Origin of the sequence: Methylomagnum ishizawai, from assembly GCF_900155475.1 — a bacterium.
Lineage (GTDB): Bacteria > Pseudomonadota > Gammaproteobacteria > Methylococcales > Methylococcaceae > Methylomagnum > Methylomagnum ishizawai_A.
Genome location: NZ_FXAM01000002.1, coordinates 56,192 through 71,017, shown reverse-complemented (window position 1 = coordinate 71,017; position 14,826 = coordinate 56,192). Strand labels below are relative to the sequence as shown.

Annotated in this window: 8 protein-coding genes; 6 read left to right on the top strand and 2 right to left on the bottom strand. The window is 64.5% G+C overall.

What is annotated here, in order from left to right; genetic code table 11:
- The first annotated feature begins 85 nt into the window (after window positions 1–85).
- The 6 genes from B9N93_RS21125 (at window position 86) to B9N93_RS21100 (ending at window position 11,045) form a co-directional block, all read left to right on the top strand.
- A complete protein-coding gene (locus tag B9N93_RS21125; protein ID WP_085216407.1) occupies window positions 86–1,198 on the top strand; it encodes an efflux RND transporter periplasmic adaptor subunit in 1,113 nt (370 codons plus the stop codon).
- Between the two features lie 10 nt (window positions 1,199–1,208).
- The gene (locus tag B9N93_RS21120) at window positions 1,209–4,313 is read left to right on the top strand and encodes an efflux RND transporter permease subunit (RefSeq protein WP_085216406.1); all 3,105 of its coding nucleotides are present in this window, start codon (window positions 1,209–1,211) and stop codon (window positions 4,311–4,313) included.
- Window positions 4,310–5,665, top strand: a complete 1,356-nt coding sequence (locus B9N93_RS21115; protein WP_085216405.1) for a TolC family protein — start codon at window positions 4,310–4,312, stop codon at window positions 5,663–5,665. Before B9N93_RS21120 ends, B9N93_RS21115 begins: the two co-directional genes overlap by 4 nt.
- 169 nt (window positions 5,666–5,834) lie before the next feature.
- Window positions 5,835–6,866 carry an efflux RND transporter periplasmic adaptor subunit gene (locus tag B9N93_RS21110; RefSeq protein ID WP_254899498.1) on the top strand — a complete coding sequence of 344 codons (1,032 nt, stop codon included), beginning with the start codon at window positions 5,835–5,837 and terminating at the stop codon, window positions 6,864–6,866.
- Window positions 6,867–6,872: 6 nt separating this feature from the next.
- The gene (locus B9N93_RS21105; protein WP_085216403.1) at window positions 6,873–9,971 is read left to right on the top strand and encodes an efflux RND transporter permease subunit; all 3,099 of its coding nucleotides are present in this window, start codon (window positions 6,873–6,875) and stop codon (window positions 9,969–9,971) included.
- Between the two features lie 156 nt (window positions 9,972–10,127).
- Window positions 10,128–11,045, top strand: coding sequence for a diguanylate cyclase (locus B9N93_RS21100; protein WP_085216402.1), 918 nt, complete (start codon window positions 10,128–10,130; stop codon window positions 11,043–11,045).
- A gap of 14 nt (window positions 11,046–11,059) precedes the next feature.
- On the opposite strand, the gene B9N93_RS21095 is transcribed toward B9N93_RS21100, so the two are convergent.
- The gene (locus B9N93_RS21095) at window positions 11,060–12,790 is read right to left on the bottom strand and encodes a TIGR00341 family protein (protein ID WP_085216401.1); all 1,731 of its coding nucleotides are present in this window, start codon (window positions 12,788–12,790) and stop codon (window positions 11,060–11,062) included.
- Between the two features lie 55 nt (window positions 12,791–12,845).
- Window positions 12,846–14,807 carry an alpha-amylase family glycosyl hydrolase gene (locus tag B9N93_RS21090; protein WP_085216400.1) on the bottom strand — a complete coding sequence of 654 codons (1,962 nt, stop codon included), beginning with the start codon at window positions 14,805–14,807 and terminating at the stop codon, window positions 12,846–12,848.
- Window positions 14,808–14,826: the final 19 nt, after the last annotated feature.

The window sequence follows — 14,826 nt, the reverse complement described above, 5'->3', positions numbered from 1 at the left end:
GTTTCCCCGCATCCAGCGGGGGTATCGAAAGGTTCATGAAAGCTTGGCGGCATAAGCTGTATATCCGCCATCGAAACTCGCCATCATGAACCTTTCCAGATTGATTGTTGCCTTGGGATTATTGCTGCCGGTTTCCGGTGCCATGGCCGCCGGACCCGCCAATGACGACACTTTGACGGCGGCTTTTGCTTCCCCGCCAACCCGGCGCATCGCATTGCGTCCCGAATCGCTGCCCTATCTCCAAATCCAGCAGGTCGCTTCCGAAGCGGTGGCCGGTGCCGTGACCGCGCCGGGCCGGGTGGATTTCCGGGCCAAGGCCATTTCCACGGCGGGCACGGTGGTGGCGGGCCGGATCGGCAAAATCCATGTGCAGATTGGCGACCGGGTCAAGGCGGGCGACCCGCTCGTCACCCTGGCCAGCGCCGAGGCCGCGCAGATGCGCTCCGATTTCGCCCGCGCCAAGGTGGAACTGGCCCGCGCCGAATACCGCTACCAGCGCCAAGAGGAGATGAAGCGCAGCGGCGTCGGCCTGGAAATCGAGCGCATGGAGGCGGAAGCCCAGTTGAACGAGGACCGCGCCGACTACGAACGCGCCCGCGACGCCCTGCGCCTCTTGGGCAACGGCGTGGCGGAGGAGGTCGTGGTGCGCGCCCCGATGGACAGCACGGTGCTGCGGGCCTATGTGGCGGCGGGGGCGACGGTGGCGGCGGGTTCGGCGCTGTTCGACCTGGGCGAACCGTCCTCGCTGTGGATCGTGGCCGACGTGTTCGAGCCGGATTTGTTGCTGGTGGAAAAAGGCGCGGCGGCCAGCATCGGCCTCGCTTCCCTGCCCCAGCCCATCGGCGGCCATGTGGTGGGCGAGAGCGCCGCGATCCAGGCCGACATGCGGCGCGGCCAGGTCTTCATCGAACCCGACGACCCCAAGACCCCGCTGCGGCCCGGCATGTATGCGCGGGTGTCCATCGAGGCGGCGGGGCCGGGCCATATCGTGCTGCCCACCACGGCCATCCTCATCAAGGACGGCAAGCAAACCCTGGTCTATGTGGAAACCGCCGAGGGCGTGTTCGAGCCACGGGAAGTGCAGATCGGCCCGGCCCGCAGCGGCATGACCCCCATCCTCGACGGTCTCAAGGGTGGCGAGCGGGTGGTGGTCTCGGGCGCCTTGCTGATCGACACCGAAGCCGCCATGCTGCTCTAGGCCGGGAACCATGCTGAGCTTATTGATCGAGCATTGCGTACACCGCCGCCTGGCGGTGATCGCGCTCACCGTGGTCGTCGCCCTGTCCGGCCTGCACGCCTACTTGGAAACCCCCATCGAAGCCTACCCGGACGTGACCAACACCCAGGTGACGGTGATTTCGCTGATGCCGGGCTACGCGCCGGAGGAGGTCGAACGCCAAGTCACCGTGCCCTTGGAACGGGTGTTGAACGGCACGCCGGACATGCTGCAAATGCGTAGCCAAAGCCTGTTCGGCCTCTCGCTCATCACCATCACCTTCCAGGACGAGGCCGATAGCTTCTATTCCCGCACCTTGATCACCGAGCGGCTGCACGGGGCGGAACTGCCCGACGGCGTGCAGCCGGTGCTGGCCCCGGATTACACGCCGCTGGGCGAAATCTACAAGTTCATGGTGGTCAGCGACCGCCACGACCTCTACGAACTGCGCTCGGAAATGGAATGGAACGTGTCCCGCGTGCTGCGCCAGGTGCAGGGCGTGGCCGATGTGCTGACCTTCGGCGGTTATTACAAGGAAATCCATGTCGAGGTCGATCCGATGCGGCTGGACGCCTTCGGCCTGACCCTGGACGAGGTGAACCAGGCCATCGCCAGTTCCAACCGCAACGTGGGCGCGGGCTTCCTGCGCCATGGCGACCAGCAGATGGTGGTGCGCGGCGTGGGTTATCTCGGTTCGCCCGACGACGTGAAGCGCATCGTGCTGAAAAGCGAAGGCGGCACCCCCGTCACCGTGGGCGACGTGGCCCGCTTGGTCCAGGCCTATACCCCGCGCCAGGGCACGGTGGGCCTCGACGGCCAGAAGGAAGCGGTGGAAGGCATCGTGCTGTTGCGGCGCGGCCAGAATCCTTCCCGCGTGCTGGAAGCGGTGCATGAGAAGGTGGCGGAACTCAACGCCCGCATCCTGCCGGCCGGCATGCAAGTGGTGCCGTTCCTGGACCGCACCGAACTGGTCCACAACACCCTGGACACGGTCTACCACAACCTGCTGCACGGCTTCCTGCTGGTGGTGGGCGTGGTCTGGCTGTTCCTGCGCAGCGTGCGCGGTTCCCTCATCGTCGCCGTGGTCATCCCCTTGTCGCTGCTGGTGGCGTTCGCCGGGCTGTACCGGCTGGGGCTCCCGGCCAATTTGATTTCGATGGGGGCCATCGACTTCGGCATCATCCTCGACGGCGCGGTGGTGCTGGTCGAGAGCGTCATCCACCAAGCTTCGCACCGCCATCCCAAAACCCGGCGCGACATGGTGCATGTGATCGTGGACGCGGCCCTGTCGGTCGCCAAACCCACCTTCTACGCCATGCTCATCATCATCGCCGCCCTGATCCCGGTGTTCACCCTGGAACGGGTGGAGGGCCGCATCTTCCGGCCCCTGGCCCTGACCTATAGCTTCGCCCTGGTCGGCGGCTTGGTGTTCGCCCTGACCCTGGTGCCCGCCTTGTGCGCCGCCCTGATCCAACCCAGGCACGCCATGATCGAGGAGCCGCGCTTCCTGGTGTTCCTGCGCGGGAAATACCGCCGCCTGCTGGAATTCGCCCTCGACCACCGGGCCTCGACCTTGCTGGCCGGGGTCGCCTTGCTGGTGGCGGGGGGCGTCTCGATCTCGCGCCTGGGCAGCGAATTCCTGCCGGAGCTGGACGAGGGCGACGTGCATGTGTTCGTGGAAATGCCGTCCAGCATCGCCCTGGGCAAGGGCCAGGACATCCTCCAGGACATGCGGAACCGCCTGCTGCGCTTCCCCGAGGTCAAGGGCATCCTCAGCCAGCAGGGCCGCTCGGAGGACGGCACCGACAACGAGGGCGTCAACATGAGCGAGACCTTCGTCCACCTCAAACCGCACGGCGAATGGCGGCCCCGTTTGAGCAAGGAACAACTGGTCGAGGACATGCGCGCGGCGCTCTCGGCCATCCCCGGCGTGCGCTTCAATTTCTCCCAGCCGATCAAGGACAACGTGGAGGAAGCCGTCAGCGGCGTGCGCGGCAAGGTGGTGCTGAAAATCTACGGCGGCGACCTGGAAAAAATGCGCTCCACCCTGGAAGACGCCAAAGAGCGGCTCAAAGCCGTGCCCGGCATCATCGACCTGGACCTCTACCGCGAATCCCTGGTGCCGCAACTGCAACTCAAGCTGGACCGCGCGGCCCTGGCCCGGCAAGGCATCACGGTCGACGCCGCCCAGGACACCATCGAAACCGCCATGGCCGGCAAGGTGGTCACGCAACTCTGGCAGGGCGAGCGGCCCGTCCCGGTGCGGGTGATCCTGCCCACCGCCGAGCGCGACGAGATGGAGCATTACGGCGATTTGATGATCCCGACGCCCTCGGGCGCCCGCGTGCCTTTGCGCGAAGTCGCGCACCAGCAGATCGAGCAAGGCCGCACTTCCATCGAGCGCGAGGCCAACCGCCGGTTCCTCGCCCTCAAGTTCAACGTGGAAGGCCGCGACCTGGGTTCCGTGGTCCACGACGCCCGGGCGGCGGTCGAGGGCAAGGTCCAGATGCCCGAAGGCCATTTCCTGGTCTGGGGCGGCGAATTCGAGAACCAGCAACGCGCCATGGGACGGCTGGGCGTGATCGTGCCGGTGGCGGTGTTGATCGTGCTGGCCCTGTTGTACAGCGCCCTGCAATCGGCCCGCAGCGCCCTCGCCATCCTGCTCTCGACCCCGTTCGCCCTGACCGGCGGCGCGTTCGTGCTGCTGTTCACCGGGATCGCGCTCTCGGTCAGCGCCACCATCGGCTTCATCGCCCTGTTGGGCCAGGTGTCGCTGATGGGACTCTTGGTATTGAGCGCCACCGAGGAGCGCCGCCACGCCGGGATGGCACTCAGGGCGGCCATCGTCGGCGGGGCCACCGACCGGCTGCGGCCCGTGCTGATGGCCTCGACCCTGGCCCTGCTGGGCCTCCTGCCCATGGCCGTCTCCACCGGCATCGGCAGCGAGACCCAACAGCCCTTCGCCGTGGTCATCGTCGGCGGCATGTTCACCACCTTCTTCGTGGCCATGTTCGTGCTGCCCGTCCTCTATTCCTATATCACCCCCCAACATCTCCTCTCCCCCGAAGAAGAAGACGAACTGCCGGACCCCACATGACTCCACCACGCCATCGTTCCCACACCCCGCGTGGCAACGCCATCCCGGACGCTCCGCGTTCCCCCCAACCCCGACGATCCTGGCACTGGCTGCCCTTGCTGCTGGCCCTGGCCCTTCCGACCCAAGCCGCCGCGCCGCCGCCCGACGCCCTGCCCCAGGCCATCGACCTGGGCCAGTTGCTCCGCATCGCCCGCGAACACAGCCCGCGCTACGCCGCCGCCCGCACCCGCGTCGATGCCGCCCAGGCCGAGGTGGTCGGGGCCGGCGTCCTGCCCAACCCACGGGTGACTTACGGCACTTTCCAACTCAGCAGCCGCAACAACACCATGTACGACGGCAAATCCCAGGAAAACCTCCTGGTCGAAGTCCCGGTCCTGATCGCCGGACAGCGCGGGGCGCGGGTGGAAGCGGCGGAAAAGAAGGTGGAAGCCACCGCGGCCGGGGTCGAGGCGGAATTCGCCGGTTTGCTGCGCGAAGCCTGGGGCTTGTTCCTCAAGCTGCAAGCGGGCCGGGAACGGGTGGATATCCTGGACGAGGCGGCACGGGACATGGACCATCTGCGCGCCCTGGTCGCGGGCCGGGAAATGGCGGGCAGCGCCAGTCCCTACGACCTCCTGAAGATCGGCGTCGAGACCAAGAACGTGGAAACCCGGCTGGAAAACGCCCGGACCGAACAGACGGCCACCGCCGACGAAATCGGCATCCTGTTGGGGCTACCCGGCTGGCGGCCCGAAGCCCTGGGCGAACCCGGCCCCCTGGGCGTGCCGGACGACCCGCGCCAACTCTGGACCTCGGCGGAGGAAAAAAACCCCGAACTCGAAACCATGCGCCGCGAGGAAATCGCCGCCGAGGCCGACATCGAACGCGCCCGCCGCGAACGCTGGCCCACGCCCACCCTGCAAGCCGGGACCGCCTACACCGACAAGCCCTACGGCATGACGCCCTATGTCGGCATCGCGGTGGAACTCCCGATCTTCGACCGGGGCCAGGGCGGCCTGGCCCGCGCCGAGGCCGAGAAACGGAGGGTCCAGGCCGAGCGCGATTTCGTGGCTTCCCGTACCCGCGTGGAGTTGGAACGGGCCACGGAATTGCTCAAACGCCGCCGGGCGGCGCGGGACAGGTTCGAGCGGGAAGTCCTGGCCCACCTGCCGGACCTCAAGCAAATGGCGGAAAACTCCTACCGGCTGGGCCAGGGCACGCTGTTGGAACTGTTGGACGCTTCCCGCTCGCGCACCGATATCCGGCTGTCGCACCTGGAATTGATCCAGGCCGAGACCGAGGCGGAATTGGACGCGCTCAAAGCTTCGGGTTTGTTACTGGTGGTGGCCGAGTCCAAACCCTATCGCCAGTGAGGATAACGCCGTTTCCATTGGCCAGGATTAGCTTCAAGCGCCCCTTTGTGCCTCCCTTATACCTTTGGAAGAATCGATGAAGCATCTACTGACCTTGGCGCTCATTCTCGACCCATTAAGTCCATGGGCCGGGGAGACAGCCGTTTTGCCCGCGTCCGTCGAATTATCCGTGCAGGCTCCCCCCGCCTTGCTGAAAAAGCTCGTCATCGCGCCGGTGGCCGAGGCCAGATTCATGGAAACCCTGCGCCTGCCGGGCCGGGTGGCCCTGGACGAACACCGGCTTGCCCGGATCGGGCCGAGCATCAGCGGGCGGGTCACGCAAATCAAGGCATTCATCGGCCAGGGCGTCCGCAAGGGCGAAACGCTGGCGCTCATCAACAGCACCGAACTTGGCGGCGCCCAGGCCGCCTATTTGAAAGCCAAAACCCAAGTCGGCCTGCAACGCTTGGCGGTTGACCGGGCGCGGCGGCTGTTCGGGGAAGGCATCATCAGCCAAGCCACTTTGAAGGAACGGGAGGGTGCCTTGGTGGAAGCCGAGGTGGAACTACGCGCCGACGACGATCAATTGGCAGTGATGGGCATGAGCCCACAGGCGATCCGGCGGTTGGCCAAGACCGGGCATATCGACTCCGTGACGCCGGTCACCGTCACCTTGAATGGAACGGTCATCGAGCGGCATATCTCGGTGGGGCAGATCGCCCAGCCCAGCGACGACCTTTTCACGGTCGCCGATCTGTCCCAAGTGTGGGTGGTGGCCGAAGCCCCGGAACGGGACGCCCACAGGGTGAGCCTCGATGGCTTGGCCGCGGTCGAGATTCCCGCCCTGCCCAAGCGGCATATCACCGGCAAGATCATTTACGTGGCCGACACCGTGGACCCATCTACCCGGACGGTGACCGTGCGTATGGAGGTTGAAAACAAACACCGGGAAATCAAACCGGAGATGCTGGCAAACATGATCATCCAGCAGCCTTCCGAGGCGGGCTTGGCGATTCCCGCCGCGGCGGTGGTCCGGGTGGACGAGCGCGACCATGTGTTTGTGCGGGTCGCCCCCGACCGCTTCGAATTGCGCCCGGTGTCCTTGGGGCCGGAACAGGACGGCATGCGCCGGGTGGCCGGGGGATTGGTCCTTGGGCAATCCGTGGTGGTGGATGGGGCGTTCCATCTGAACAACGAGCGCATCCGCAAGGAACTGGAGTAGCCCGTCATGGAAAACCTGATCCGCGCCGCCCTCAAGCAACGGCTGATCGTGCTGGTCATCGCCCTGGCGCTCTTGGCCGCCGGAATCTCGGCCATGCGCCAATTGTCGGTGGACGCCTTCCCCGACGTGACCAATGTCCAGGTGCAGGTGGCGGCGAAAGCGCCGGGGCGTTCCCCGGAGGAGGTGGAACGCTTCGTGACCGTGCCCTTGGAAATCGCCATGACCGGCCTGCCAGGGTTGGTGGAAATGCGCTCGGTGAACCGCAACGCCCTGTCGCAGATCGTCCTGGTGTTCACCGACGACACCGACGTGTACTTCGCCCGGCAATTGGTGCTGGAGCGGATGATCGAAGCCGCCAGCAATTTGCCGGAAGGCGTGACCCCGATCCTCGGGCCGGTATCCTCGGGCCTGGGCGAGGTCTACCAATACACCCTCGAACGCCCCGACGATGGCGGCCGGGCGCTAAGCATGGAGGAACTGACCGCTCGGCGCACCCTCCAGGATTGGGTGGTGCGGCCCTTGCTGCGGGGCATTCCGGGCGTGGCCGAGATCAATTCCATCGGCGGTTACGAACGGCAGTACCAGGTGTTCCCGAACCCCGACCGGCTGCGCCATTACGGCCTGACGCTCAAGGACGTGTACACGGCCCTGGCCCTCAACAACGCCAACAGTGGCGGCGGCAAGCTGCCCCGCTACGCCCGGCAATCCTTGATCCGTGGCGTCGGCTTGATCGAGGGGGTGAAGGATATCGAGGACATCATGCTCAAGGAGGTCAATGGCACGCCGGTCTTCATCCGCGACGTGGCCGAGGCGCGCATCGGGGCCGCCGTCCGCTCCGGGGCGGTCATCAAGAACGGCGTCACGGAATCCACCGGGGGCATCGTGATGATGATGCGGGGCGGCAACGCCAAGCGGGTGGTCGGCGATATCAAGGCGCGGGTCCAGGAAATCAACGACCGCGGCATGTTGCCGGACGGGCTCAGGATCGTGCCTTATTACGACCGCTCCCTGTTGGTGGACGCGGCCATCCACACCGTGGGCAAGGTGCTGTTGGAAGGCATCGCCTTGGTGATCGTGGTGCTGTTCCTGTATCTCGGCGATATACGCTCCAGCCTGATCGTGGTGGCGACCCTCATCATCACGCCGCTCTGTACCTTCATGGCGATGAACCACTTCGGTATCTCGGCCAACCTCATGTCCTTGGGCGGGCTGGCCATCGCCATCGGCATCATGGTGGATGGTTCGGTGGTGGTGGTCGAGAACGCCTTCCATCATCTCAGCGAGGCGGCGGATCATCCCCGCGACCGCCATTTGACGGTGCTGCTGGCCGCCACCGAAGTCGCGGTTCCGGTGTTGTTCGGCGTCGGCATCATCTGCCTGGTGTTCCTGCCGTTGATGACCCTGGAAGGCATCGAGGGCAAGCTGTTCGCGCCCCTGGCCTACACCATCGCCATCGCCTTGTTCATCTCGCTGATCTTTTCCCTGACGCTCTCGCCGGTATTGTGCGCCTATGTGCTGAAGGGCGGCTCCGAACATGACACCCGCGTCATCGCCCTGATGAAGCGGCCCTATCTCGGCCTGTTGAATTTCGCCCTCGACAACCCGGTCAAGGTGGTGCTGGCCGCCGTCGCGACCTTGGCGCTGAGCCTCGCCTTGGTGCCTTTCCTCGGCACCTCGTTCATTCCCGAGATGAAGGAAGGCACCATCGTGACCGGCATCAACCGGGTGCCCAATATTTCGCTGGATGAATCGATCCGCATGGAAACCGAGGCCATGCGATTGGTGATGGAGGTGCCCGGCGTCGCCATGGCCGTGTCGCAACTGGGCCGCGCCGACAATCCCACCGACACCCAGCCGGAGAACGAGTCCACGCCGATCCTGACGCTCAAGCCGCGGGACCAACTGCCCGAAGGCTGGACCCAGGACACCATCATGGAAAAGCTCCGGGAAAAGCTGAGCGCGCTACCGGGCGTACAGGTGGTCATGGCCCAGCCGATTTCCGACAAGGTGGACGAGATGGTGACCGGGGTGCGCTCGGATATCGCCATCAAGCTGTTCGGCGACGACCTCCATGAACTCAAGCTCACCGCCGACGAGATCATCAAGGTGCTCAACACCGTGAAGGGCACCGCCGATATCCGGGTGGAACGGCTCAGTGGCCAGGACACCCTGACCATCGACATCGACCGCCGCGCCATCGCTCGCCACGGCATCAACGTGGCGGATATCAACGACATCATCGAAACCGCCATCGGCGGACGGGTCGCCACTGATATCTTCGAGGGCGAGCGGCGTTTTTCGGCGGTGGTCCGCTTCCCCAAGGGCTTCCGGGACAGCCAGGAGTCCATCGACGAAATCCTCCTGCAATCGCCCAATGGGGCCCTGATAAGGCTGGACGATCTGGCGACCGTCAAGGAAGTGGACGGCCCCGCCCAGATCAGCCGGGAAATGGCGAAGCGCCGCATCGTCATCGGGGCCAACGTCCAGGGCCGCGACCTGGGCGGCTATGTCGCCGAATTACAGAAGGCGGTGGCCGAGAAGGTGAAGCTGCCGCCTGGCTACTTCCTGAAATGGGGCGGGCAATACGAGAACCTGGAGCGGGCCATGAACCGGCTGAAGCTCATCATCCCCATCACCATCGGGGCGATCTTCTTCCTATTGTTTTTGCTGTTCAATTCGCTCCGGTTCGCGGCGCTCATCATCCTGGTGTTGCCGTTCGCGTCCATGGGCGGCATCTTCTCGCTGTTCCTGTCCGGGGAATATGTCTCGGTGCCCGCCTCGGTGGGTTTCATCACCCTGTGGGGCATCGCGGTACTGAACGGGGTGGTGCTGGTGTCCTACATCCGCAGCCTACGCAGCCAGGGGATTGAATCCCGGCAAGCCGTGGCCGAAGGCTGCAAGCAGCGGTTCCGGCCCGTGATGATGACCGCGACCGTCGCCATGCTGAGCCTGATTCCCTTCCTGTTCTCCACCGGGCCGGGGTCGGAAGTCCAGCGCCCCCTCGCCATCGTGGTGATCGGTGGGCTGATTTCGTCCACGCTGTTGACCCTGGTGGTATTGCCCGCCTTGTACCGCTGGTTCGAGGGGCGCGATGTATCGCCGTGAGTCCGGCGGATATCCCGCAAGCCGAAATCGCCCATAATCGCATGGTCCGCGGCAATATGGTGCCGGGGCGCGTGGGCCGCTTTCCGGTGGCCGGGACTATCCACCGGACCGAGAGCATAATGGAGTTGTCTTGGCCGACTCCATCGATATTCCGCCATGAAGAAAAAAACAGCCAATCTAACGGTCTGCTTGCTCTTGGCGATCGGCATATTCATGGCTGATACCAGCACCCCATTGGGTATCGCCGTAGGTGCTTTGTATATCCTCGTTGTCGCATTGAGTGCGGTTGCCGATTCCGCTGTAAATATCGTGGCTTTATCCCTGTTTTGCTCGGGGCTGCTTGTGTCCGGGCTTTTTCTAAGCCCGATCTCTGCTGTGCCCCAGTCCTTGGTGATTGCTAACCGTTGCATTTTTTTCATACTGATCTTGCTCACGGGGGCTTTGGGTATTTACGGACAACGAATGCGCCAAACGCTTCAAGCCCGCGATGCCGAGCTTGTGGTGGCCAATGCCAAACTCGAACTGCTTGCCTTGAATGATGGCTTGACCGGTTTGAATAATCGCCGCGGTTTTGACGAGCGCCTGGATGCCGAGTGGAATAGGGCGATGCGGGATGGTGCCGCGCTTTCCCTAATCATCATCGATGTGGATTTATTCAAAAAATATAACGATTCCTTCGGCCATCAAGCGGGAGATACTTGTCTGGTGAAAATCGCGCAAGCGATACAGCTTGGGTTTCGTCGGCCCGGCGATTTTCCCGCGCGTTATGGTGGAGAAGAGTTTGTCGTCCTGCTGCCTGAAACGGACCTGCAAGGCGCATGGGCGCGGGCGGAAGCTATCCGGCGGAAAGTGGAGTCCCTGGAAATCGCGCATCCCGCCAATCCCAACGGAGCCTTCGTCACCATCAGCCTGGGCGTGGCCTCGGCGATACCGCGCGCCAACGGCCATCGCGGCGTCGCCAAGCTCATCGAGGCCGCCGACAAAGCCCTCTACGACGCGAAGGAGGCCGGGCGGAACCGGGTGGCGCAAGCCTCGACCGACCGTGGGGAGTGTGGAGAACAGCCAAGCCCTTGACCGGGAATCCGGTGCTAGTCGGCAGCATGGATGCCCGGTACGGACTCCCCTGCTTCCGGGACGTTGTCGATGGGTTCCGGCTGGGGCTGGGGTGGAGTGCCTTTTTGCAGCGGGCTTTCATCCAGCGATGGGATATAGGCCTCGGCCCCGGTGTCGACGCCCACCACCGAGCGCACCACCAGCCGGATGGGGCGGTTGAACCCGGTCTGCAACCCGGCTTGAATCTTGCCCACTTGCTTGGGCGTGAAATTGTCGGGAGTGCTGACCACCGCCAGCACGAACAATCCATCCTCCTGCTGGGTGTAGCGGAATTCCAACAGCGCCGCCCCCTTCCGGGCCGCGGCGATGGCTGTCTGCAGAGCCGATTCCAGTTGCTTGAAGAATTCCAGTGCTTCCCCGGCGATCTGCTCCCCGTGCTTCTCCTTGGGGTCGGCCTCGTAGAGGTAGTGGTCGCCGTCGGCGTCGCGGGTCAGCACCGAGCGGACAATCAGGCGCAGCGTGGGGTCTAGGGTTTCCCGCAGGCCGTCCTGGATGCGCTTGATCCGCTCCGGCGCGATGGCCTCGGGCGTCCTCACCACCGCGATGACTTGATTGGTTTCGTCCTGCTCCCGGCGGATGTCCGCCAGCCTTGCGCCGGGCACCTCGGCCAGTTGGGCGTTGAGCAGCCGGGTCGCCTCGCTCAGGAACCTGGCCTCCCGGCTCGCCTGCTCGCGCTTGAGCTTGTCCTCGTCCAGCATGAACACCGGCCCGTGGGAATCGGCGTCCTTGGACAGCAGCGAGCGCACGGTGATGTGCATCGCCAGCCCGAGCGCGTTCTTCACCGACTTTTCCAAGGCTTCCACGTCACCCGGCAGGTATTCCTGCGGGGTCAAGATGGACACCACGGCGTTGACGCTGCCGTTCCCGTCGCGGACATAACGCAAATCGGCGAGTTGGGCACCCAGACGCCTTTGCACCTCCGCCCTCGCCACCGCCTCCAGCCTGCGATGGAAAGCCTTTTCCGTGGCCATGGCGTACAAGGTCTTGGACATGAAGGCCGCCACCGCGACCAGCAGGACGAAACTCAGGCCGAAGCGCCTCAGCAACACCCGGAAGGTGATCCGTCCATGGTCCTCCTCGAAGGCGACCCGGTTGAAGCCGAAACGGATGAAGATCGCCGCGCTGGCCAACTGGATCGACAGGAAGTTGGCGAAGAACAACAGGAACGCGCTGCCCGCCAGGTCCATGCGCCCTTGCGCCAGGCACAGCCCGGACACGGTCAGCGGCGGCACCAACGAGGTGGCGATGGCGACGCCGGGCAAGGCCGCGTTGACCCGCTCGTCCACCATGCTGTAGGCACCCGCCAATCCGGCCGCGAGGGCCACGAAAATATCGTAGGTCGTGGGCACCGTGCGGGCCATGATTTCCGGGCCGAAGTCCACGTCCAGCGCTAGGCTCCCGATCAAATAGGACACGGCGACGGACAGGACCACCCCCCAGAACTCGGCCAGGCTGGCATCGCGGAACAGGTGTTCGTCGCCCACCGATAGGGCGAATGCCATGCCGACGATGGGCACCATCAAGGGCGCGACCAGCATCGCGCCGATCACCACCGGGGCGCTGTTGGACAGTAGCCCGAACCCGGCGATGACCGTGGACAGCGTGACCAGGACGTAGAAGGAACGGTGCGGATGGGAACCCGCCGCGATGTTTTCATAAACCTTGAGCAGCGGGATGCGGGGGGCGTGTTTCGATTGGGCGTTCATGGCGGAATATCGTATTGGCGGCCCGTGGCCGTGCGGTCCGGGCGCGCCGATCCCGTCATCCGGTGGCGTGGGCCAGCCAGTACGCCGTCAGGGGCGGGATCGTCAGCCGGTCGCCGTCCAGCGCGACGGACTCCCCGGAGCAGAGGTTTTTCAGCGGCCCTTGCAGGCAAAAGCCCTGGGGGCCAAGTTCGTTCAGCGGCAATTCTTGCGGCGCGTCGTTGAAATTGCCGACCACCAAAACATGGTTGCGGCTGTGGCGCGGGTCGGTCCGCAGGAAAACCAACAGGTTGGGATTGCCGGTCTGGAGCATCTGCCGGTTGTCGAAGTCCGCGAAGACGTTGATCTCCTTGCGCAGGGCGATCAATTTCTTCAGCGCCCCGAAGATGCGCTGCTCGACGGTGCCGGTTTCGTGCCTTTTCTCAGCCTTCCCCCAATCGAACCGCGAGCGATGCACCCAGCGGTTGTCGGCGCGTTTGGACGGTTCGGCGAGGTATTCCAGGGAATTGAGCATCCCTATCGCGTCGCCATAATACAGCAGCGGCAATCCCCCGAAAGATAAGATCATGCTGTGCAGCAGGACGATGGCTTTGATGGCGGCGTCGATGGCGTCCTCCTGGCCGCTTTCGATGGCCGATTCCAGCCCGACCAGCGAAGCCAGGGAACCCGAGATGCGGGCGTCGCCGGTCTTGGGATTCTCGCCGAAGGGCAGGCCGCGGGCCGGCGACCCTGGGAATTTCCCGGTGAAATAATCGATCAGAAAGCGCCGGTGCAGGGCCGGGTCGTAGCCCGCCCGCCGGATGTCGCCGTCGTCGAAGCCGAGGCCGATATCGTCGTGGCAGCGGACGTAGTTGAGCCAGGTGGCGCGTTCCAGCTTGGCGGGCAGGTGGGCGACGCCCTGGTTGAGCAGCTTGGCGTTCTTGGTGGCCATGGCGTCCCACAGCAGGGCCATGAAGGTGGCGTTATAGGCGATCTCGCATTCCTTGGCGTTGATCGCGTCCTCGCCGAAGTATTTGGAGATTTCGCCGGGCGAGACGATGGCCTCGGCGATGAACAGCACGCCCGGCGCGGTGACCTGGCAACAGTCCTTCATCAACTGCAACAGCAGGTGCGCCTCGCGCTCGTTCTGGCAGACGCCGCCTATCTTCTTCCACAGGAAGGCGACCGCGTCTAGGCGCAGGATGTCCGCGCCCCGGTTGGCCCAGAACAGGATGATATCGATCATCTCGATCAGCACCGCCGGGTTGCGGTAGTTCAAATCCCATTGGTAATGGTTGAAGACGGTCATCACCCACTTGCCCATGGCCGCGTCCCAGGTGAAATTGCCGGGGGCGGTTTCCGGGAAGATTTCCGGCAGGGTTTCCTCGTAGATGTCCGGCGTCCCGCGGTCGTCGAACACGAAATAATAATCCTGGTAGGCTGGGTCCCCGGCGCGGGCGCGGCGGGCCCATTCATGCTCGTCCGAGGTGTGGTTCACCACCACGTCCAGCACCAACAGCATGTCGCGCCGCCGCAGCGTGGCGGCCAGCGCTTCGAGGTCGTCCAGGCTGCCGTAGCGTGGATCGATCTCCTTGAAATCGCGTACCGCGTAGCCGCCATCATTGTTGTCTGGCGGACAATCCAATATGGGCATGATGTGCAACAGGTTGATGCCCAGTTCCTGTAGGTAGGGGAGATGGGCGCGGAGGCCCTGTAGGTCGTCGGCGAAGCGGTCGCAATAAAGCGCCATGCCCACCCATTTCTGGCTCAGGAACCAGTTGTGGTCCTTTTCCCGTGCCAGGTCGGAGTCGCGTAATTCGTCCGGGCGCTCGCGATATCGCTTCGCCAGGGTCTCGACCAAGCGGCCCATCTGCGCCTTGAAGTCGGGGCGCGGGCCGTACAGCAGGCCGAACAGCGAGTGGATCGCGTAAAAGTTGGCCCCTAGCCGGGTATAAAAATGCCGCCATTGCGGTTGGCCGGGCTCCGGTCCGAGGTCGGCGAGGATATCGTTCAGCAGGGAATGGGAGGCTTGTTCGTACATGGTTCAAGTCTGGGTGGGA